General features: G+C 71.7%; 13 protein-coding genes and 1 pseudogene. 9 read left to right on the top strand and 5 right to left on the bottom strand.

The window, feature by feature from the left end:
* Window positions 1–70 precede the first annotated feature (70 nt).
* The 4 genes and pseudogenes from ACWH4W_RS30660 to ACWH4W_RS30645 form a co-directional block, all read right to left on the bottom strand.
* Window positions 71–1,436: pseudogene (locus ACWH4W_RS30660) on the bottom strand (AAA family ATPase).
* Window positions 1,433–2,944, bottom strand: a complete 1,512-nt coding sequence (locus ACWH4W_RS30655; protein ID WP_473079060.1) for a hypothetical protein — start codon at window positions 2,942–2,944, stop codon at window positions 1,433–1,435. The pseudogene ACWH4W_RS30660 and the gene ACWH4W_RS30655 overlap by 4 nt, the downstream one beginning before the upstream one ends.
* Window positions 2,941–4,059, bottom strand: coding sequence for a hypothetical protein (locus ACWH4W_RS30650; protein WP_473079059.1), 1,119 nt, complete (start codon window positions 4,057–4,059; stop codon window positions 2,941–2,943). The genes ACWH4W_RS30655 and ACWH4W_RS30650 overlap by 4 nt, the downstream gene beginning before the upstream one ends.
* Window positions 4,060–4,138: 79 nt before the next feature.
* Window positions 4,139–5,014: a hypothetical protein gene (locus ACWH4W_RS30645; protein ID WP_473079058.1), complete on the bottom strand. Its 876-nt coding sequence runs from the start codon at window positions 5,012–5,014 to the stop codon at window positions 4,139–4,141.
* 136 nt (window positions 5,015–5,150) lie between these two features.
* On the opposite strand from ACWH4W_RS30645, the gene ACWH4W_RS30640 reads away from it, so the two are divergent.
* The 7 genes from ACWH4W_RS30640 to ACWH4W_RS30610 all read left to right on the top strand — a co-directional run bounded on the left by ACWH4W_RS30640 (window position 5,151) and on the right by ACWH4W_RS30610 (window position 18,481).
* The gene (locus ACWH4W_RS30640) at window positions 5,151–6,791 is read left to right on the top strand and encodes a PD-(D/E)XK nuclease family protein (RefSeq protein WP_473079057.1); all 1,641 of its coding nucleotides are present in this window, start codon (window positions 5,151–5,153) and stop codon (window positions 6,789–6,791) included.
* Window positions 6,788–7,969: a pPIWI_RE_Y domain-containing protein gene (locus ACWH4W_RS30635; RefSeq protein WP_473079056.1), complete on the top strand. Its 1,182-nt coding sequence runs from the start codon at window positions 6,788–6,790 to the stop codon at window positions 7,967–7,969. The genes ACWH4W_RS30640 and ACWH4W_RS30635 overlap by 4 nt, the downstream gene beginning before the upstream one ends.
* Window positions 7,962–11,399, top strand: a complete 3,438-nt coding sequence (locus ACWH4W_RS30630; RefSeq protein ID WP_473079055.1) for a pPIWI_RE_Z domain-containing protein — start codon at window positions 7,962–7,964, stop codon at window positions 11,397–11,399. The genes ACWH4W_RS30635 and ACWH4W_RS30630 overlap by 8 nt, the downstream gene beginning before the upstream one ends.
* A gap of 95 nt (window positions 11,400–11,494) precedes the next feature.
* The gene (locus ACWH4W_RS30625; RefSeq protein WP_473079054.1) at window positions 11,495–14,359 is read left to right on the top strand and encodes a pPIWI_RE module domain-containing protein; all 2,865 of its coding nucleotides are present in this window, start codon (window positions 11,495–11,497) and stop codon (window positions 14,357–14,359) included.
* 155 nt (window positions 14,360–14,514) lie between these two features.
* Window positions 14,515–15,246 carry a DUF7873 family protein gene (locus ACWH4W_RS30620; protein ID WP_473079053.1) on the top strand — a complete coding sequence of 244 codons (732 nt, stop codon included), beginning with the start codon at window positions 14,515–14,517 and terminating at the stop codon, window positions 15,244–15,246.
* 429 nt (window positions 15,247–15,675) lie between these two features.
* Window positions 15,676–16,050, top strand: coding sequence for a hypothetical protein (locus tag ACWH4W_RS30615; RefSeq protein WP_473079052.1), 375 nt, complete (start codon window positions 15,676–15,678; stop codon window positions 16,048–16,050).
* 763 nt (window positions 16,051–16,813) lie between these two features.
* Complete coding sequence (locus ACWH4W_RS30610) at window positions 16,814–18,481, top strand: alkaline phosphatase D family protein (RefSeq protein ID WP_473079051.1); 1,668 nt, start codon at window positions 16,814–16,816, stop codon at window positions 18,479–18,481.
* On the opposite strand, the gene ACWH4W_RS30605 is transcribed toward ACWH4W_RS30610, so the two are convergent.
* Window positions 18,468–19,493, bottom strand: coding sequence for a Gfo/Idh/MocA family protein (locus ACWH4W_RS30605; protein ID WP_473079050.1), 1,026 nt, complete (start codon window positions 19,491–19,493; stop codon window positions 18,468–18,470). The two genes, ACWH4W_RS30610 and ACWH4W_RS30605, sit on opposite strands and share 14 nt — an antisense overlap.
* Window positions 19,494–19,632: 139 nt before the next feature.
* Between ACWH4W_RS30605 and ACWH4W_RS30600 the strand changes: the two genes are divergently transcribed.
* Together ACWH4W_RS30600 and ACWH4W_RS30595 are read left to right on the top strand one after the other, a co-directional pair.
* Window positions 19,633–21,021, top strand: a complete 1,389-nt coding sequence (locus tag ACWH4W_RS30600; RefSeq protein WP_473079049.1) for a multidrug effflux MFS transporter — start codon at window positions 19,633–19,635, stop codon at window positions 21,019–21,021.
* Window positions 20,982–22,151 (top strand): serine hydrolase domain-containing protein, encoded by a 1,170-nt coding sequence (locus tag ACWH4W_RS30595; RefSeq protein WP_473079048.1) that lies wholly within the window; start codon window positions 20,982–20,984, stop codon window positions 22,149–22,151. The genes ACWH4W_RS30600 and ACWH4W_RS30595 overlap by 40 nt, the downstream gene beginning before the upstream one ends.
* Window positions 22,152–22,336: the final 185 nt, after the last annotated feature.

Here is a 22,336-nt window from a genome sequence, read left to right as displayed (position 1 = left end):
ATATCTCCCTCACGCCACATCTGCGTGGACCGTACATCCTGCCACCGACGATGACCCCACTCGCGCATGATCAGGTAATCCGCACCCGATGCTCCTCCCGCTCCAGATGCCCCATGACCACCTGATGCGCCCGCCACCCGTCCGGGAACTTGGGCGGCACGTCCAGGTACACCGGGCTGCTCCGAGGATGCCGGTCCAGCAGGTCGCGGATGCCGGCGCGGGCCACCACGATGCAGGCGAAGCGGTGCCGGGAGAGCAGGACGCACAGGCGGCCCGTCTCCAGGTGGAAGGCGGAGGCGTCCTGGCGGCCGGAGAGCGGGTGCCAGACGAGGGTGACGTCGAACTCGCGGCCCTGGAGGCGGTTGGCGGTGTCCACGGTGATGCCGGTCAGGCCGCGGGCGGCGAGGCGGGTGCGGACCGCCTCCGCCTGCACGGTGCGGGCCGTGCCGATGGCGATGCGGTCCGCGGTCAGGGGCTCCCCGTTGACCAGCGCGCCGCGTTCCAGCAGCCGGGCCGCGGTCGCCGCGAGGGCGTCCGCCACCTCCGGGTCCTGGTCGAGGGTGTGGCGGGCGGGGAGCTCCAGGTGGCCCCAGCCGGAGTCGGCGGCCCGGGCGAGGACGTCGTCCAGCGGGCCGGATCCGTGGGGCAGGCTGGCGTAGGACAGCACGCGCTCCGGTGCCGTCGTGCCCGGGATGAACCGGTAGAAGGGGTAGAAGGCCTGCTCGACCAGGGGCGCCGCCGACTCCGGGAGGCGCCAGGAGACGGGGAAGCTGGTGGCGGGCGAGGTCGGGATTGTGGGCGAGGGTGACGTCGACCGCGTTGCGCAGGGGGTCCCAGGTCAGGCCGTGCCAGCGGTCGGTGTCCACGGTGGCGAAGGGGTCGAGCTGGCCGGGATCGCCGACGAAGAGGACCTGCGAGTCGTCCAGGGAGAACAGCGGGGCCGTCGCCAGGAGGGCGTCCGAGCGCATCTGGTACGCCTCGTCGACGATGGCCCACCGCCACGGCTCGCACGTGGCCGGGGTGACGAACGACCACTTCTTCGCGGTGGACACCACGACGGGCAGGTCGCGCAGGTCCGTCGCCTGGGTGCTCCCGGTGACGTTGGGGTGCCGGGTGACGCGGGGCGGAAGGACATGGCCGCCGGCGTGAAGGCGGCCGAGCGCCAGGCCGGGGTGCTCCCGTGCGATGCGGTCCACCAGGTCGTCGACCTGTTCGTTGGTCTGCGCGACGATCATGAGCTGGTGGCCCGCGGACGTCAGGTGCCCGGTGGCCCGCACCACCAGCGTGGACTTCCCGGCCCCGGGGGGCGAGTCCACGACGACGCCCCGGCCGGGCGCGGTGTCGAGGCTGGTCAGGATCTCCGCGACCGCCCGGTCCGCACGTTCGCCGGGGGTGAGGGCTTCGGGCTCCCCGGTGCCGGGAAGGAGGGCGGTCACTCCCAGGTCTCCTCTGCGTCCTCGTCGGTGGGCTCGTACGGCTGCGGCGGACCGCCGTGGGTCCAGGGGGTGTCCCCCTCGTCGGGGAGGGCGGACGGCATGGCCTTGGGGTTGAGCGTGGTGTACGTCAGCTCCTCGCCGGTCCCGGCGAGGGTGCCGGGCGGTGCCGGGGGCTTGCGCTTCCTCGCGAAACCGCCCTCGAGCTGGAGCACCACGGTGTGGCCGTCGTCGTCCTCCTGCCGGACATCGAGGATCCGGGCTCTCTGGCCGGGCCGGGCGGGGGACGTCACCTCCGTGCCGACCGCGGGGACGGTACGGGCGTCGGTGCGGAGCGTGAGCGTCGGGCGCCACACCTGGGAGCCGGGGCGGTCGCCGGGGACGAAGCGGTCCTCGTTCCCGGCTGTCACCGTGCCCGTGAACGCCTCGCCGGTCAGCTCGTACTCCGCCATCACCAGCGGGTCGTCGTACGCGCGCTCCGCCTCGTAGCGGGCGACCGCGTCCTCCAGCCGGGCCAGGCGACGGGCGGCCCGGACGGCCTGGTCACGGCGGGCCTGCGGGCGGCCGTCGGCGTCCAGGTACTCGGCGTACTCGGAGAACCGGCGCCGGTCGCGTTCCCAGCGGCCGGGGACGTGCGCGCCCTCCGGCAGCTCATGGAGCAGCTCCACGCCGCGCCACATCAGCCGCCAGGTGGGCAGCATCTGGCCGCTCAGCTCACGGTCGATCTGGCGGCCGACCGCCTCGCGTCCGCGGTCGTCGGACGCCTCGTCGTAGCGGGTCATCAGCTCGTGCAGGGTCCGGTCGAAGACCGGGTCCGTGGACGGGCCGGCCGGCGGCCACACGGCGGGGTCCTCGGCCTCCCGCGCCGCCGTCGCGCCGTCGCTGCCCTCCGGCGGATCGATCCAGGCGAGCAGGGACGCGAGGTGGGAGTCCTCGGAAGGGCTCTGGCCCGTCGCCCAGTGCGCGGCGAGCAGCCGGGTCATCGCGAGCAGCACCCCGGAGTCCGGGAACTCGGCCAGGTCCGCGAACCAGGTCAGCCACTTGCCGAGGGCGGGCACGGACGGGTCGGCCGCGTACGGGCCCTCGGTGGCGCGCAGCCGGGTCAGCCGGCCGAGCAGGCGCACGTACGCGATGCCCTCGCCGTTCGGCACGAGGAGCTGTGGGGCCCGCTGGAAGCGCAGGCGTTCCTCCTTCTCCTTGCCGCGGCCGACGGTGTAGGGCTCGGTCTCCGCCCGACACTCGTCGATGTGTGCGAGCAGCAGTGCGGCGAGGCGCTCGGCGAACCGGAAGCGTTCGGCGCGGTTGCGCGGCTGGCGGACGGTGAGGAGGACCGGGTGCTCGGGGTCCGTGCCCGCGAGCGCGGCCAGGGGCGCGCACGCCTCGCCGGCGAGGGTGAGCGGCACCAGGACGAAGGGCTTGTCGTCCAGGTGGTGGTGGCGGACGGTCGTCAGCGGCTCGGCACGGCCGGTGCGGGACGCCGTGAGCGCCGCGACGGTGGACAGGACGCTCATGCGGCCCCCCGGCGGAGCCGGCGCAGCCGGGCGGCGGCGCGCAGCAGGTCGGCGGCTTCCGCCTCGGCCTCTCCCGGGGCGGCGACGCCGTCCAGGTAGTCGAGCGCGGTGCGGGTGGAGTCGATGCCCGGCAGGTCGTTGCGCACGCCGCTGCCGAAGCGGGCCGGTGAGGCGCAGCCGTCCGCTTCGTCGCGGCAGTAGCGCGCCATCTCGCAGAAGGACAGGCAGGAGGGCGTGTACGACGCGTCCAACGCCCCTATGGTCGCGGAGAGTTCACCGGCGTCTCGGGTCGTGTCAAGGGTCGCCGTCTCCGGGAGCCGGGCTGCGAGGTCCTCGGCGCGCCGCAGCCGCGAGAGCTGGAACCGGAGGGCGTCGAGTTCCTGCCGGAGGTCGACCAGGCGGGCGTAGGGGCGGTTGGAGAAGTCCTGGGGGCAGACGAGCAGGAACTCGTGGGAGAGCTGGTCGGCGGGCAGGCCGGCGGTCTCGAAGGCGCGGCGCAGGGCCAGAACGTAGACGGCGGCCTGCTTGGCCGTCTCGGCGACGGCGGTCGGGTCGGCCTGGCCGTCGATCGCCGCGAAGGAGCGGATCAGGACGACGTGGAACTTCCCGTCGATGCGGTGGGTGAGCGCGTCCGGCTCCAAGTATGCGGTCTGTCCGGCGACTTCGAGGGTGAGCACGGGGCGGTCGAGGATGAGCCGCACGTCCCGGCCGGAGGCCACGTGCGTGAGGAGGCGGAGGGTCTCCCGCGCGCGCACGGGCAGTTCCGTGTTGCCTCCCACCTCGGTGAGGTCGGTGACGTGGGCCTCCGCCACGGGGACGGAGAGCCGCTCGCGCAGCAGTCGGATGAGCTCGGCGTAGCCGCCCCACTTCACGAGAGCGTGGAACGCCTGTTCACGGGCGAGGGAGAAGGGGGACTGGCCGAAGCGCGGCTCGTACCCGACCTGCTGGGCGAGCAGCGCCTTGTCCACTCCGGCGGCGTCGAGGACGGCGCGTCGGGCGCAGGCGGGATTGGCGGTCAGCGCGGTGATCTTGCGGGCGGTGTACGGCTGAGGGGGCTGCGGTCCACGCAGCCGCGCGAGTCGGCCGTCGGGAGGGTCGGACTGCTGCGAGGGCATCGTCTCTGCTTCGGGAACGTCTTCGGGAGCTCACCGGCGTGCGAGGCGTCTGGTGTCATCGCCGCCGGGGAACGGGTCGTCAGGACAGGGTCCCACTCGCGTCGCGCAGGGCGTCGCGCATCGGGGCCGCACCGAACAACTGTTGCACGTCGGCCAGTTGAGCGCGGGCGCGCTGCGCGGCCGCTTGCCGTTGCTGGTCGTCCTCCTGCTGGTGGACGGCTGCTTCGGCGTGGGCGGCGGTGATCACGCGTGCGGGGTCGGGGTCCGGGGCCGCGGTGTCGTGGGCGCCCGGGATCGTGAGGGCGAACCGGCGCAGCAGTCGCCAGGCCGCCTCCGGGGCCGGGTGCCCCGCGGCGGTGAGCCGTTGGATCTGCTCGGCGGTTCCCACCGCGTGGGCGAGGAAGTCGGCGCGCGGGCTGAGCGGGCCGATGATCCGCCGCTCCACGGGCCAGGTGGACAGTGCCAGGAGTCCGCGCGCGGGGACGAGGCGGTCGTGGGTCAGCGCCGCACAGATGTAGTACGGGCGGGCGTAGCCCTGTGCCGTGAAGGAGCGCTCCTCGTCGCGGCGGAGGGACGCGAGTTTGGTGGCGACCAGCGGCTGGGTGAAGAACGCCTCGTACGTGGACGAGATGAGCTTCGGGGAGGCGGGGGCGCCCAGCAGGGTGAGCGCCTGGTGGACCTGTTCACGGATCGGGATGGAGCCGTGCGTCGGCCGCTCCTTGCGGCGTGGTGCGCCGGTGGGCGCCGGGACCTGCGGGGCCGGGGGCCCGGTCGGGAGCGCCTCGTCGTCCGCTCCCGCCTCGGACTCGAGGGCGTGCTCCCACGCGACCTCGGCCTCACGCAGCTCGCGACGGATGCGTGCGGTTTCGGCCTTGTCCCGTGCGCGTACGGCACCGCGCAGCTCGGTGCGCAGGTGCGACAGACGCTGCTCGAGCTCATCCAGTGATGCCGCCATGCGGGGCAGCTTAGCGCAGGACCCAACCTGTGCCAAGAAGTTCCAATGAGTTCCAAGATTGCTGCTACGGTCGAATGCGGCGGCACACCCGATCGGCCCGAGGGGTGCCGTCTGTTCGCATCGAGGAGGGGGAGCAATGAGCCACGACACGACGGCATGGCGCAGGCCGTCTTGGCTGACCGGGGACGACCGCCTCGTCCGGGTGGGACCCGGTACCGGCGGGAGCGAGGAGCACACCTGCCCCGCGCACGCCGCGGCCAAGGCCCGGCCCGCTCTCCGGCCGGCCCGGCGCCTGCGGCTGCCCGAGCCGAAGCTCGAGACGTTCACCCTCGGGCCGGTCGTGGACACCGTCGACCGGGTCGAGTTCCACGGCGAGACGCCGGACCAGGCCCTGGCGCGGCTGCGCTCCCGTGCCCCCGCACTCCATCCCGGCCACCTGACGTACGCCGAGCACGCCGTGCGTACGTACCTCGGAGCGTGCGACGACGATGGCGAGCGACGGCTGCTGCCGGTCCGCCCGTACTGGGTGGCGCAGCGGGAGAACGGCAGGTCCTGGGAGCTGTACGCCTGGTGGCGCCGGTACGAGTCGGCCGACGGACGACTCCGCGAGTACCGGCGGTTGCGGCACGGCGAGGCGAAGGACTCCGAGCCCGGGGAGATCGCCATCGCCGCGTACGTGGCCGTTCACGGGCGCCGGGCGGGCTGGCCCCGGCCGTGGTCACGCGCGTTCCAGCCGTACGGGCCCGGGACCCGGCCCGAGCGCGTCCGCGTGGTCGAGGTGGGACTGGCCGACGGACGGTCGCGCGTGCAGTTCGACGGGACGGCCGAGGAGGCGGACGCCTACTACGCCGAGCACGGGCGCCCGCACGTGGCGCGTGCCGTGGCGGGCGGCAGGCCGGCACCCGGCTCGTCCTGCGTGGACTGCAAGCAGTTCACGGCCTGCGAGGCCGTGCCGCGCAGGCCCGGCTTCCTCGGGATCTCCTCGCGCGTGGCGCCGCTGAGGAAGGTGTCGGTCAGCGACCTTCGCTACCACGCGGTCTGCCCCGCACAAGGGTTCCTCCGTGCCCTGCACCTGCCCAGGTCCGACGAGTACGGCAGCGCGGCCAGGCTCGGCCAGGCGGTGCACGGCTGGATCGAGAAGCTGCACCGGCGTCCCGGACGGCCGCCGTGCGTGCCCGCTGACATGCCGGCGGAGGGCGAGAACTGGACGGAGGGACGCTGGCGGGTCCCCGACGAGGAGGCCGTGACCGGTCGGGCCATGCTGCTCCACCACGTCGACGCCTGCCCCTTCCAGGACGCCGCTCTCATCCAGCGGGTCGAGCCCGAGGCCCTCCGCGTCGTCCACGACACCGCGGCCCAGGCCGTCGTCATCGCCAAACCCGACCTGCTCTACCTGGAGGACGGCTCGTGGGTGTGGCGGGAGCTCAAGACGACACGGAAGCGGCGCCGCCCCGATGAGGACCTCCTCGAGACCTACCCCCAACTCGCCCTGGCCGTGACGCTCCTGGCGCAGGGCGCGCTGGGCGGTGATCCGGGCGGCTCGCGCGTCGAGGTGGAGATCCTGCGGCCGGACGGCTCCGACCCGCACGTGATCGACCCGACGGACCCCGAACGTCAGCGGAAGGCCCTGTCGGTACTGCGGCGGTACGCCGGCCCGTGGAGGGAGGACGAGGCGTGGGAGGCCCGTCCCGGACCGCATTGTCGGTCCTGCCCGGTGTCGCGGTGGTGCCCGAGCAACGCGCCCGATGGTGCCGTCGCGGGAGAGGAGAAGGCGTGACCACGGCCGGCACGAAGGACGCACGGACACGGTCAGAGAGCACCGGCGGCACGGACGAGGCGCTGCTCCGCCAGATCGCCACCGCCCTGGCGTGCCTGTCCCGGTTGAGGACCGTACCCAACCCGGTCTACCCGGCGAAGGTGCAGAACGCGTACAACCGGCTCGTCCTGCACTGTCTGCGCCGGGGGGAGGAGCCCCCGGGCAGCGTGCCCGAGATGGTCCGCTGGGCCGGTGAGCGCCCCCTGACCGAGTGGCCGCTGAAGCTGCCGGCCGAAGAGTTCCCGGGCGCGTCCCTGCTCGTCGATCCGGAGACCCGGCTGCCGCACCAGCTGTGCCTGGAGTGGGAGGTGAGCGCGGCCGATCCGGCCGCGGAACTCTTCGAGAACGAACTCATCCGGGAAGCCGTCGCCCGGTGCCGCGCGGCCAAGTCACCGCAGGCGTACACCGCCTTCCGGGCCCTGCTCACCTCCAGGCCGGTGCTGACCGGCGCCGAGCTGGCCCTGCTCGGCGGCGACCCCGATTGCGGAATGCTGCTGCACGACGTGATCAAGCGCTGCTACGAGCCCGTGCCCGCCTCCTACCAGCGGCACGGCACGTACCGGCAGTGCGCTCGCTGCCGCTGCCTGATGGTGCCGTTGCTGCACGGCGGCCACCGGTGCGAACTGGACCGGTGCCGCCGCGACGGCACCTCGGACGAAGGCACTACGCTCCGCGCTGACAAGGGCGGACTCCTCCAGCTCAGCCGTCCCCTGCGGATGTTCATCACCAGCCCTGGGCTCGCGGAGACCGATCTGCAAGCCGCTCTGCTGAAGAAATTCGGGATCACCGCCGAGATGTGGCCCCACTACGACGCGTACGACCTGCGCATCCCCCTGCCGGAGGGACGGCACTGGGCGGTGGACGTCAAGGACCGGGTGAACCCCGTCCTCCTGGCCCGCTCCCTCACGCCGTTCAGGAACGAGCCGCCGTACGACCGGGCGTTCCTCGTCGTGCCCCGCTACCGCTTCCGCGACAACGAGGCGTACGGGCGGCAGTTCCGCCGCAACCTGCCGGAGGACCTGGCCGACCGGATCACCCTCCTGGACGACCGGGCCTTCCTGCGGCTGGTCGCCGACGAGATCCCCTCCCCGCGCGACAAGGCGGGGGACCCGCGTACCGAAGGAGACCCCCGTGCGTGACCGTAGAGGATGGCACCGGCGCTGCTCACCGCAGCAGCTCACCGAGGTGTGGCCGACGAACCTCGGCGGTTTCCGCCCCGGCGACCTCCTCGACGTCGAGCTGGGCCTGTACCTCCTGCAGGACGTGACGCCCGCCCGCACGGCCGCCGACGTCTGGCCGCTGCTGGGCGGCTACCCCTACAGCGAGGTCTTCGGGGACGTCCGCACCGACGAGCAGCGGCTGCGCGTCCTGCGCGCCCGCCACTACCTGTGGGACATGCGGCGCCGGCACGCCTGGTCGGAGGCGCTGGCCGACTACCTGAAGGTCCCGCAGCACCTGCGCGGCTACGACATCGACGGTCCCGGCTCCGTGCCGCGCCGCCGCGAGACGTCGCGTGCCGCGCACCGCTTCGAGGTCTTCGAGGAACTGCTCAGCACGCCTCCCCGGTTCGCGACCCGGTCCGTTCCGTTCGCCGAGGAGGGAGAACACACCTTCCGGGTGCAGGACCGTGCGCAGTCCGTCGTCTTCGACGAGGAACTGCTGACGGACACCCTGCCGCGCTCCCACGCGCTCGACGCACCGCCGGCCGGGCACGGAAGACCCGTCGACGTCACCTGGGAAGAGCTGGAACAGGCCGCCGACGAGATGGACACCGTCGAATCGATGACGGCGGAGGGCTCACGCAACGACTGGGCCGGTCGGCTCCGGCGGGTGAAACTGCTGGTGCGCGACGCGGAACTCGGCCGCTTCACTGAACAGGGACGGCTGAGGATCGACCGGCTGCTGCACCTCGTCGGCATGGTGGGAGCCGGCAAGTCCACCCTCCGGGACATCCTGACCTACCACCTCGTGACCCGGACACCCCGCCGGGTCACCCTCGTCGTCGGCGACGTGGCCGAGACGCTCGCCGTGGTGGAGCAGTTCGACCGGCTCGGCGTGCGGGCCGCACCGGTCCTCGGACACTCCACCCGGGAGCACAACATCAACCGGTTGCACCGCCGCACGGCCACGACCGGCGCCGCCACCATGCTCGGGCACGACCACGCCGGGTTCGCCTACCTCAGCAGCGCCTGCCCCGTCGATGTGCTACGCGGCCTGGAAGCACGCCGCCCGCTCAGCATCCGTGAAGCACCGTGCACGACTTTGTCCACCGTCCCCGAGCAGGAGGACACGGACAGTGACCCCCTCGTCGACGACGAGGACGTCATGCGCAGCGGCTCACCGCGGCCGAAACCGCAACGGAGACTGTGCCCGCTGTGGAATCGCTGTCCGCGCCACCGCGGGGCCCGCGACCTCGTCGACGCACAGGTGTGGGTCGCCACCCCGGCAAGCCTGGTGCACAGCCCCGTCCCGATGCACCAGCACCAGGAGCAGCTCAGGTACCTCGAACTCGCCTGTCGGCTCAGTGACCTGATCATCGTCGACGAGGCGGACCGGGTTCAGATGCAACTGGATACCGCCTTCGCACCGGCCAGCACGCTGGTGGGCAAGGCCCCGAACTCCTGGTTCGACGAGGTCGCCGTCCACAAGTTCCAGCAGATGGCCCGCGACGGGCGGCTCCAGCTGTCCGCCCGTGACGTCGACGACTGGACCAACGCCGTCAACACGGTCAGTGCCGCCACCGATCGCCTTTTCGCCCTGTTGGTCAAGGACGACAAGCTCAGGCGGTGGATCAGCGTCGACTACTTCAGCTCCTTCACTCTCCACAACCTGCTGCTGGACAGCTGGTTCCCTGGACGGAAGGAGGGGGAACGCCCACCTGCGGCGGCCCGGACGCTGGACAGCGCGCTCGGCCGCTTCCGCGATGACCCGCTGCACGAGCAACAGCGCACGAGTGACGACGATGAAGTGACACCCCTGGTGAACACATTCGTCCACCTGACCCTGGAACTTCTGCACGCGCCCCGGGGAGCGCGGACGCGCGAGAGACTGCGCGACACACTTACTGACATCGTCGGGGACGACAGTACGGTGCTCGCGGACGCCGGCCTCCAGGCCCGGCGCTTCGAGTTCACCCTGCTGCTTTCCGCGCTTCACAGCCGTCTGGACTTCATGACCACGCTGTGGCCGCGGGTCGAGGCGGCCCTCAATCTCGAGAGCGCCTCGAACGTGCTGTCCCGCAGGCCTCCCAAGGACTACGAGGCGGTCATCCCCGAGTCGCCCATGGGCAACGTGCTGGGCTTCCAGTTCCGTCACGACGACCGGGAACGTGACGGTGACCGCAGCGGTGAACTCCGCTTCTTCCACTGCAACGGGGTGGGCCGCGAACTGCTCATGAGACTCGGCGACCTGTGCGCCGTGGACGGACGCCCGGACCCTCATGTCCTGCTCATGTCCGCGACGAGCTGGGCGGGCACCTCGAGCAGGTACCACGTGCACGTCGAGGTCGGTGCCGTACTGCGTCCTCACGACGAGGAAGTCGAAGCCGTCCTGGGCAGCGAGTTCCGCAAGGAGTTCCTGTACTGGCCCGGAAGCGACCGGCCCAAGCCGCTGCGCCTGTCCGGCAGCGACCCCGAGGAACGGCCGCAGGCTCTTCTCCAGATGCTGCAACAACTCGCCGTCCCCGACCGGAGCCTGCCCGGCGCCGAGAGCATGCTGGACGCCGAGCTGAGGGAGATCGATGACCCGGACCGTCGTCGCATCCTTTTGCTCGTCGGCAGCTACGACGAAGCGCGCCGGGCCGCCGAGTATCTCAACCAGATCCCCGAATGGAACGGTCGCGTCACCCGGCTCGTGTCCGACGACGCGGATTCCGACACAGCCTGGAGCCGCTTGCCGGAGGACGCCACCGTACGGGCCTTGCCACGCGGTGACGTGAAATCCTTCCCCTCGGTCGGCGGTGACATCCTCGTCGCGCCGTTGCTCGCTGTGGAGCGAGGGCACAACATCGTGCTGCGCGGCGGCAAGGCGGCCATCGGTTCCGTCTACTTCCTGGCACGTCCTCACCCCCGGCCGGACGACATCTCACTCGCCATTCAGTCCATCAACGACTGGGCCGTCCGCCAGCTCCGTGATGCCGACGGGTCTTTCCGGCAGAGCGCGCTCGCCGCTGCCACACCCGACCAGGCGGCCGTGGAGTTCCGCAGCCGCGCGCGTCGCCAGTGGAACCGCTTCCTCACCCGGCGGCTGGCCTGGTCGAGCCTGCGGGACGACGAGAAGGAGGCGTTCACCTGGGACCAGCTCGTCGTCATGTGGCAGGTCATCGGACGCCTGGTGCGCGGCGGCGTGCCGGCGCGGGTGATCTTCGTCGACGCGGCCTTCTCGCCCCGGGAAGCCGGGTTCCAGAGCGCCGACACGCCTGACACCAGTCTGCTGGCGAGCATGCGCGACGTGCTGGCCCCGTACTTCGAGGACGGGGACGCCGCGGGGCGGGATCCCGCTCCGATCGACAGGTCCCTCGTCCGCGAACTGTACGAACCGCTCTACCGCGCACTGGTGGACATGGATTGACGGCCTCCGCCGCCTCTCCGACACCGAAGCGGCCGGCGCCCGCGATGCGGCCCGGTCGCGAACGCTTCACACTCTGCCCCGAGGAGACGCCATCCATGGCCCAGTACCAATACATCCGCCCTGCGGCATACCTGCCCGACCCGGCGCGGGGACCTTTCGTCGTTCCGATGCACACGCTCTCCCTGCCCGCCCACTGGGAGGAGCCGCTCCTGCGCCTGTACCACGGAGGAACGACCGGAGGACAGGCCGAGCGACGGCGCCGCGTTCCCACAGCAGCGGTCAATCAGTTGCTGCGCGCCACCGCACCGGACATCGTCACGGTCGACTCCACCGCACGCTTCGGTTCGGAGAACCCTTGGCTCTACTGCCGGGACGCTTACCCGCAGACGGTGACGAACCTCTACATCGCCGCCTGGTTGAAAAATCTTCCGCGTGACGCCGACGATCCGGAGACCTCAGCCCTGCTGATGAAGTGTTTCCGAGACCTCGACACCGCGGCACTCACCTGGTGTCCTGGCAAAGTCGATCTGCTGGCACAGCAGCTGTCGCCTGGAGGAACCGCACTCCCCGCCCCTCACATGTACCGGTTGCTTCCCGATGTCCTCGCCGAACGCATCACGCGTCAGGCGCCGTACGAACACCAAGGCCACCGACTGACGTTCCGGCAGGTCGCCGGGCTTGCGGGCGCGCGGGGTCAGGGAAGCGGCGGGGCCGAGCTGATGTCGGACCTGATCGAGTACGTACCCGGGCGGCGCGGTGGTGGCAAGCCGGCCTACTACGCGGCCACCCTCCGTATCACCGTGCGCACGGTTCCCTTCTCACCCGTCCCGCGCGTCCACGTCGCGGCAGGCGTACGCCGGTTCGTCTCCGGCAAGGTCTATATGCCGTACGGAAGGGGCGTGTCCGCCTACTTGCTCCCGGACGGCTCCCTCGTCAACGGTGGACCGCAGCCGCAACGGTTCGCGGTCGCCATGCTGGAGTGGAAGAACGGCACCACGGACTGGCGTCAGGGTGGAGCAGCAGGGATGCTCGCCCGGATCAGCGCACTCGACGCACTGCCGTCTCCGGACCGACTGGTGAAGGAGGCCGATTACTGGATCCATGGCCGGGACGGCATCCGGATTGCGATCGGGCACCAGACCGCCATGGGAAGGCATCCAGTCGGCACCGGACTGATGCCCAGTGAGCGCCGACGGCTGATCGAGTGGGCGGAGCAGGCGATCGCTCCGGACTTCGTTCCCGCGCCGAAGCTCGAGCGCAGTCTTTTCGCGCGGCCGCCCAAAAAGCAGCTCAAGGTGCTGCCTCCCCTCCCCAAGCATGCGGACAAGATGACTCCCGAAACACTTGCCGCACGTCTGGACGAGCGTGAGGTGGCCGTTGCCCACAACGCGCAGGCCCTGCGGGCGCGCCTGGCGGAAGCCCTCGAGGGGGAAGCCCTCACCGTGGTCGTACTTCACCAGAACGACATCATCCGCGATCAGATGATCGCTGCGGCGGAGACAGGGCTGGGACTGGCCGGGTACCGGCGTGCGCAGGGTCCGGACACCTGGGTGTGGGAAACGGAGGAGCTGACCGTGCGGCTCAACGCCCGGCCGTTGGGGACACTCGGCGCACCGCTGGGAGCCGGCAGTGTGCCGCGCCGGGGGCAGGAGCACGACAAGGCCATCGAGGAGCGGCGTACCGCTGTCGCACGGGCTGTGACCGCCCTTCGGGAGGATGTGCCCGGGGTGCGGTTGGCCTTTGTCGAACTCGACGGGGATGATGCCTTCCGACACGCCAAGCGACGGAGCGACCCTAAACACGCGATCCGTCTGGGATGCGCGGACGCAGGCCTGGTGACCCAGTTCATCCGTCCGCCGGATCCGGAAGCGGGGACGGAGGAGGCGGTCGTGGACGCAGAGCTGCGCGCCGCCGCGGCATGGTCGGACGGACTGCGCCAGACCGGAGTACGACTGGTGCCGCAGCACACACTCGGCGACGCGCTCATCCCGCCGGGCCTGAACCAGGTGGCCTTCCACCTCGTGGAACGACGCCTGGACGGACCCACCGGAAAGCAGCAGTTCACACCGATCGCAGTGCTCATCCGGCCAGGTGCGAAGTGTGTGTTGGGCAAGTCGGCAGACATGCACGAGTGGGTTCCCTACCCCGAACTCCTGAAGTCGTTGACGGGACGGGTCGAGGGCCGGAAGAACAGTGTGGAGCAGTCGGCCCTCACGGCTGCCTTCGTCAAGAAGACTCTCGCACAGTTGCGCAGCACTCCGACGCTCCTCCTGGCGCATGCCCAGGACGTGCGGAAGCGCTGGCCGTGGCTGCGGAACGACGGTCTCGAGCGGGACAGGCTCGGTGTCGACGGAGGTCCGGCGCAGCGGATCGGGTTGTACGGCAAGCACCTGCGTGTGGTCCGGGTCGCCGACGGCAGTCGGGACGAGACGGCACAGTGGTGGGCCGAAAGGGAGGAACTCTCTCCCGAGATGGTAGGCAAGCGGGGCGGGGGTATCGCGATGGGGTTGTGGCGGCCCGAAGAACGGGAGCACGCGGACCGCGTCTTCTACAGCACGATCGGCAAGTCGGGCACACAGTCGAAACTGACCAACGACGATGCCAAGCTGACTCCACACACCAACGCCTCGGGTGCCCAGGCCTACCGCCCGACGGCGAACGCCTGGAACCCGAGCCTCCTCGAACTGACCGTCGCGTGCCTCCAGCCAGGTGACGAGGCGGAGGCCTGGGCTGCATTTGTCCATCAGCAGCGTTTCAGCGAGGACTACTGTGCGGGTCGAGAGGGGTTGGCTCTTCCGTTGGTCCTGCATCTCGCGCGGCTTGCTGACGCTTACGCACTGCCTCACGAGATCGATGACGCGGTGGATCCGACGGTGCCACAGGACGCCGAGGAAGTAGGGAGCGACGTTTCAGGCCAGTTGACCTTTGACTTCGATCTTACGGAGGGGGAAGACGATTGAACGCCGAGCCAAGGCAGCGGGAACATCCACGCATGGGGTCGAGCACGCGGTTGAGTGTTCTCGGTCCGACAGGCTTCGCTTCGGCGCACGCGATAAATCGTGTGCGCCGGTCAACGGCTCTCTGACAAGCTCCTGCCTGTTCGAAGGGGGAGCCCGTGACCAAGCTGAACCAGATCATCGCGGTCGAGAAGGGTGTCAAGAGCAAGTCGCTCCAGGACATCAACGCCGCGCACGCCAAGGTGCAGAAGCCGGCGCTGCTGGCCGGCATCTCGCGCACGTACCAGCCGAAGGACGAGGAGGGCGAGCAGCTGCCGCCCGAGTCCACGCGGGTGCAGGTGCAGGCCGAGGACGTGGTGCGCGAGGTGTCCGCCTCGCTGACCCGGCTGTTCGACGTCACCGCGACGAAGGACTGGGCCAACTGCCAGGCCCGCGCGGACGTCACGGTCGACGGGCGGACGCTCGTCGCCGACGTCCCCGTCAGCTACCTGCTCTTCCTCGAGAAGCAGCTCGCCGAACTGCACGGCTTCGTCAAGAAGCTGCCGACCCTCGACGCCGCCGAGTCCTGGTCCCTCGACCCGTCCACGGACTGGTGGAAGACGGACCCGGTGCGCACCATCCGCACGAAGAAGGTGCCGCGCAACCACGTCAAGGCGGAGGCCACGGAGAAGCACCCGGCGCAGGTCGAGGTGTACTACGAGGACGTGCCGATCGGTTACTGGACCACCGTGAAGTTCTCCGGCGCCCTTCCGGCGCGGCGGGTGAACGAGCTGGTGGAGCGCGTCGAGAAGCTCCAGCAGGCCGTGAAGTTCGCCCGCGAGGAGGCCAACGGCACCGAGGTCACCGACCAGCGGGTCGGCGACGCGGTGTTCGGCTACCTGTTCGGCTGACGCGCGGCGCGGCCACAGGTGGCATCCACGATCGCCCCCGCGTGCGAGCGCGGGGGTGCGCTACGGGGTGCGAGCCGGGTGAGGACCGATTCGTGCCGGGAGCGCAAGCTGAAACTGAAGTTCAGCCTGAAGGCACGGCCTGCCGACGAAGGCGGCCGTGATCAATCTCAGACTCTCGCTCCAGTCTCAGCATCGCCGCCGATCGCCGGACCGAACGGGGACGGACGAACGCCGTCGGATGCGAGTTCGACTCTCGCCTGCGCCTCTTCCCCGGCGCGGTAGTTCAAAGGAAGAACACGACGGCCTGACGACTGATCCGTCCTCTTGAACGCCGCCGGCGTGCGCAATTGGGTGGCATCCCCAGGAGCCCGGGAGCTGGATACGACTCCCGGGCTCCGCCACGTCCGGAGCCCACGAGAAAGTGGACTCGTGACCTATCTCGCGGTGTTCGAAGGGGCGGGCGGCCAGGCCGTCGACCGGGACGAGCTGACACGGGCACTCCGCACGGACTGGCCCGGCGCGGAGGTGAGCAGCGATCACACTTCCGGACCCGAGGTGCGGGATGTGACCTGGCTGTACGAGGAGGCGGGGGACCGGCTCGAAGGCCGCTCCCACATCGACGGGACGTGCCTCTACCTCGAAGGGCCGCTGCACCTCGCGGTCCGGTTCGCCGTCTGGTACCGACGCCTGGTCCCGCCGGCGGAGGAACTGGTCTTCTGCGACGACACCTACGGTTTCGACGTGACGGTCACCGAGGAAGCGACCCCCGGGAGCGTCGAGCGGGCCGTGAGAGCGACATGGTGACGGTGCGGGGGGACCGGGAAGGGCTGTCACCCATGGCCGGAACAGGATCGAGCGACCTCGACGGGCCGTCGGAGCGGGAGGCCGGGAACCCTCCAGCCACGGAAAACGTGCGGCAGCCGATCCACCCGCCGGTATGGACCCGCGGTCCCGCGCGGGTCCACCCCCAGCCGGCGGAGTGGAACGGCTGCCGCCCTCCCCCTGGAGGTGGCCGATGAAAGACCGCTGCCTCAACTGTGAAGCTTTGGTGTAGAGAAGTTGAGCATAGTATCCCGAACGGCCGCAATGGGGCGGATGTGTTAACTCCGATTGTGTGGATCACCTCCCACGACAAAGGTGCGGAACGCCTCGCCCGCGATCTCTCCGTTCGCCTGGAGCGCGCCGGTCCGCATAGGCCCCGTCATCTCAGCCGCCGCGAACGGCGCCTCCACGTCCCCGGGTCGTGACACGGCCGTCGAGACGGCCGGCCACCTTCCGTCCCCCTCCGCCCCGCCGGCGTCACCGACCAGCCCGCGCCCAATAGTTCGCGGGTCACGGCGCATCCGACGCCGGAACCCACCCCGGTGACCGGCGCGATCCCGGTCCGTCCGCCCGGCCGTCTTCTCGGCCTTCAAGAGCCCGCGGCGTACGGAAGGGTTCACCGTGCGACCTCGGACCGTTGCTGCTCATGCGACCGTCATCCAAATGATGTGCACGCGTCAATGCCACGTCGTCCCCGGCCACTGCAATTCCTCCCGCACCCACATGTCCGCCAGGGGAGGAACCGATGACACGGGAACCGACGGCACAGGTACCGACGACATCCGAGGCCCGCCCGTCCCACGCGCCCGAACTGCGCGCCGCCGCCCGCCACATCGGCCGCCGCCGCTTCCTGACCGCCACCGGGGCCGCCGCCGCGCTCGCCTTCGCCGTCGGCGTGCCCGGCGCGGGCACCGCGGCCGCCGCCGAACTGGACACCGCGCGGCTCGCCGACGACCCCTTCACGCTCGGCGTGGCCTCCGGCGACCCGCACCCCGACTCGGTGCTGCTGTGGACCCGCCTCGCGCCCGCGCCGTACCAGGCGGACGGCGGGCTGCCCGCCCGCCGCGTCACCGTCGAGTGGGAACTCGCCCTCGACGCCCGCTTCCGCAGCGTCGTCAGGCGCGGGAAGGCCACCGCCCACCCCGAGTTCCACCACACCGTGCACGTCGAGGCCGGCGGGCTCGCCCCCGGCCGCGTCTACCACTACCGCTTCCGCGCCGGCCGCTTCGTCAGCCCCGCCGGCCGCACCCGCACCGCGCCCGCCGTCCGCAGCCGCGCCGCGGACCTCACCTTCGGCATCGTCTCCTGCCAGCGCTACGACCAGGGCTACTACACCGCCTACCGGCACCTCGCGCAGGAGGACGTCGACGTCGTCTTCCATCTCGGCGACTACCTCTACGAGTACGCCGTCAACGACGTCGCCGGCTCCCGCGCCTACCCGGCCGGCACCCTGCCCGACCTGTTCCGCCGGGAGACCGTCACGCTGGAGGACTACCGGCTGCGGTACGCCCTCTACAAGTCCGACCCCGACCTCAGGGCCGCGCACGCCGCGCACCCCTTCGTCGTCACCTGGGACGACCACGAGACCGAGAACAACTACGCGGGCGGCATCCCCGAGAACAGCGTCCCGCCGGAGGAGTTCCTGCTGCGCCGGGCCGCCGCCTACCGCGCCTACTGGGAGAACATGCCGCTGCGCCGGCCCCAGCTCCCCGACGGCCCGGACCTGAGGCTGTACCGTCGTCTGCACTGGGGCCGCCTCGCCCAGTTCGACGTGCTCGACACCCGGCAGTACCGCTCCGACCAGGCCTACGGCGACGGCTGGCAGTTCCCCGGCCCCGAGTCCGAGGACCCCTCGCGCACCCTCACCGGCGCCGCCCAGGAGCGCTGGCTGATCGACGGCTGGCGCCGCTCCGACGCCGTGTGGAACGTCGTGCCGCAGCAGGTCACCTTCTCCCGGCGGCTGGACACGCCGACCCCGCCCGCCAAGGTGTCCATGGACTCCTGGGACGGCTACCCGGCCTCCCGCGAGCGCGTCCTGGCCGGCGCGCAGGCCGCCGGCGTGGAGAACCTGATGATCCTCACCGGCGACGTGCACGTCCACTACGGCTTCGACATCAAGCGCGACTTCTCCGACCCCGGCTCGAGGACCGTGGGCACCGAGATCGTCACCACCTCCGTCACCAGCGGCGGCAACGGGTCGGAGAAGCCCGCCAACTGGGACAACCTGACCGCCGCCAACCCGCACCTGCGCTTCTACAACGGTCTGCGCGGCTACACGACCGTCACGCTCGGCCGGGAGCGGGCGCGCGCCGACTTCAGGACGGTCTCCCACGTGACCACGCCGGGCGCGCCGCTCACCACCGCCGCCTCCTTCGTCACGGAGGCGGGGAACCCGGGGCTCAAGCCGGCCTGACCGCCGAGCCGTTCGCGTCCTCGCCCGGGTAGCGGACGCCGACGCGGTCCCGGATCGCGTCGAGCGTCCGCATCACGGCGAGGGTGCCGTCCAGCGGGACCACCGGCGACTCCGTCTCACCGGCCCGCAGGGCCCGCATCACCTCGACGGCCTCGTGCTTGAGGCTGTCGCGGGGGCCGTCGGCCGGGTCGGCCGTGAACTCCTCGGCGTCACAGCCGTTCCGGTGCAGCACGAACCGCTCCGGGAAGAAGAAGCCGGACGGAATGTCGATGCGTCCCTCGGAGCCGGTGACCGAGGCGTAGGTCGCCGTACCGCCCACGATGGAGCAGTGCACCGAGGCGAGGGCGCCGTTCTCCCACGAGAGCAGCGCCCCCGTCTGCAGATCGACGCCCTCCTCCGAGAGCATCGCCCGCGCCGTGACGTCCGACGGCTCCCCGAGCAGCAGATGCGCGAACGACACCGGGTACACGCCCAGGTCCAGCAGGGCGCCCCCGCCCAGCGCCGGGTTCCGCAGCCGGTGCGACACCGGGAACGGACCCGAGAGACCGAAGTCCGCCTGCACGTGGCGCACCTCGCCGATCGCGCCGTCGTCGACCAGCGCCTTCAGCCGCCGCACCATCGGATGGCAGTACGTCCACATGGCCTCCATCAGGAAACGCCCGTTGCCCCGCGCCAGCGCGACCAGCTCCTCGGCCTCCCGCGCGTTCAGCGTGAACGGCTTCTCGCACAGCACGTTCCGCCCGGACTCCAGCATCAGCCCGGCCGCCGCGCGGTGCGCCGTGTGCGGAGTGGCGACGTAGACGACGTCGACCTCCTCGTCGAGCGCCAGCGACTCCCAGTCGCCGTACGCCCGCGGTATCCCGAACCGTTCGGCGAACGCCTTCGCCGGCTCCGTCGACCGCGACGCCACCGCCACGACCTCCGCGTCGGGCACGTCCGCCAGGTCCGCGGTGAACCTCGCGGCGATCCCCCCGGTCGCCAGGATCCCCCAGCGCACCTTCTGCTCTGTCATTCGTCCCACCCTGATCGTGTCGTTCGCCGTATCGTCGACGAGAGTCGATGGAAGCGCTCCCATGACATCACCGTCGACGTCGAGCACTCCGTACGAGCTGAGAGCATAGGGAGCCGAAGGCAGGAAAAGGGAGGGGCACATGCCCGAGAGCGGGGCGTCCATATCGAAGCCGTCGGCGGGTCCGGTCGGCGGCGGGGCGCCGGAGAGGACCGCGGACACGGGCGGGGGCGGGCGGCCGGACCCGGCGCCGGGCGGCACTGCGGGGGCGGCGGAGGGCGCCACCACGGCGGCCCGGGGCGCGGTCCCCGGCCGGCGTGCGAGCCTGTTGGTCACGCTGCTCCTCGGCGGGCTCACGGCCACCCCGCCGCTGGCGATGGACATGTACCTGCCGGCCCTGCCGGAGGTCACCCGGTCCCTGCACGCGCCCGCCGCCACCGTCCAGCTCACCCTCACCGCCTGCCTGGCCGGCATGGCGTTCGGGCAGCTGGTCGTCGGGCCGATGAGCGACCGCTGGGGCCGCCGCCGGCCACTGCTGGCCGGCCTCGCGGTGTACGTCGTCGTCACCGCGCTGTGCGCCCTCGCCCCCACCGTCGAACTCCTCGTCGCCTTCCGGCTGGCCCAGGGACTCGCGGGCGCGGCCGCCATCGTCATCGCCCGCGCGGTCGCCCGCGACCTGTACGACGGCGTGGCCATGGCCCGCTTCTTCTCCACCCTCATGCTGATCTCCGGGATCGCGCCGATCATGGCGCCGCTGGTCGGGGGGCAGATCCTGCGGGTGACCGACTGGCGGGGCGTGTTCGTCGTCCTGACCGCCATCGGGGTGCTGCTGACCGTCGTGGTGTGGGCGAAGCTGCCGGAGACGCTCGCGCCGGCCGACCGGCACGACGGGGGAGTGGGCGAGACCCTCGGCTCGATGCGCCGGCTGCTCGCCGACCGGGTCTTCACCGGTTACACGCTGGCCGGCGGCTTCGCCTTCGCCTCGCTGTTCGCCTACGTCTCGGCGTCCCCGTTCGTCGTCCAGGAGATCTACGGCGCCTCCCCGCAGACCTTCAGCCTGCTGTTCGGGCTGAACTCCGTCGGGCTGATAGTGGTGGGCCAGATCAACGGCAAGGTGCTGGTCGGACGGGTCCGCCTGGACAAGGTGCTCGGCGTCGGGCTCGCCGTCGTGGTGGCCGCGGCGACGGTGCTGCTGCTGCTGTCCCTCGGCGTGTTCGGCGAGACCGGGCTGGTGCCCGTGGCCGTCGCGCTGTTCGTGCTGATGTCCGCGATGGGCGTCACCATGCCCAACACCCAGACCCTCGCCCTGCTGCACACCAAGCACTCCGCGGGCTCCGCGTCCGCCCTGCTCGGCACGACGTCCTTCCTGGTCGCCGCGGTCGTCACCCCGCTGGTCGGCATCGCCGGCGAGGACACCGCCGTCCCGATGGCCGTCGTCCAGCTGGCCTCCGCCCTGGTGGCGACGGCCTGCTTCCTGGGAATGTGCCGCCCGTGGAGGAGCGGGACGGACCGGAAGGGCGGGGGCGTCTGAGCACCCCGCGACTGCGCCGGGGCACCCCGGAACGGGCCGGACTGGACGCCGGGGAGCTGCGGCGTCTGGTCCAGGAGGTCCGCGCCCGCACCGAGGGCGGACGGCCCTGGGCGGCGGGCGCGGTGGTGGCCGTCGGACGCGGCCCGGTCATCGCCGTGGAGGAGGCGGCGGGCTGGGCGGTGCGCTACGCCGGCTACGACGGGACGGCGGACGCGCCCGTCGAGCTGCCGCCGGAGCAGCGGGTGCCGATGACCGTGGACACCCCGTTCGACCTGGCCTCCGTCACCAAGCTGTTCACGGCGGTGGCCGCCGTGCAGCAGATCGAGCGGGGCACGCTGGACCTCGACGCGCGCGTCGGCGCCTACCTGCCGGACTTCACGGCGGCCGTACGGCACGGCGTCACCGTGCGCCAGCTGCTCACCCACACCTCCGGACTGCGCCCCGAACTGCCGCTGTACGACTGCGCCGACGACGCCGAGCGCCTGGCGCGGCTGCGCGCGGAACGGCCGGTCGGCATGCCCGGCACGTACTGCTACTCCGACCTGAACATGCTGCTGCTCCAGCACGTCCTGGAACGCCTCACCGGCCGCACCCTCGACGTCCTGGTGCGCGACGGCATCACCCGGCCCCTCGGCATGGACGCGACCGGGTTCGGGCCCTGCCCGTCGGCCGCCGCGACCGAGGACCAGCGGCGGCCGTGGGGCAAGGCGGACCGGGGGATGCTGCGGGGCGAGGTGCACGACGAGAACGCCTGGGCGCTGGGCGGGGTCGCCGGCCACGCCGGCCTCTTCGCCACGGCGGGCGACCTCGCGGTCCTCTGCCGCACCCTGCTGGCGGGCGGGGCGTACGGGCCCGCCCGCATCCTCGGCCCGGACCACGTGGACCTCATGCTGCGGCCCCCGGGCCTCGGCTTCGCCGTGGACCAGCCCTCCTTCATGGGCGCCCTCGCGGGCCGCGGCGCCGCCGGCCACTCCGGCTTCACCGGCACCTCCCTGGTCCTCGACCGCGCCACGGACACCTTCGTCGTCCTCCTCGCCAACACGGTCCACCCCCGCCGCCCCGCCTCGCCCGACAGCACGCCCCGCGCGGACGCGGCGACCCGGGTGGCGCGGGCGGTGCGGGGGAGGTGAGAGGGCTCGTCCTTGGGGGCGGCCCCCGACAGCGGCGTCGCGCCGCCCGTCCCGGCGTCCCGGGCCGGGAAGCGCCGCGACTTCGCGGCTGCCCGGCGCCGGCCGTCGGCCTCACCGGAGTCCTGCCGCGCGGGCCCTGGCCGGGCGCTGACGGCGCTTCCGGGGCGGGGCGCCCCCGGCAGAAG

Source organism: Streptomyces sp. DSM 120436, from assembly GCF_055778765.1.
This window is presented reverse-complemented; position numbering and strand designations above follow the sequence as displayed.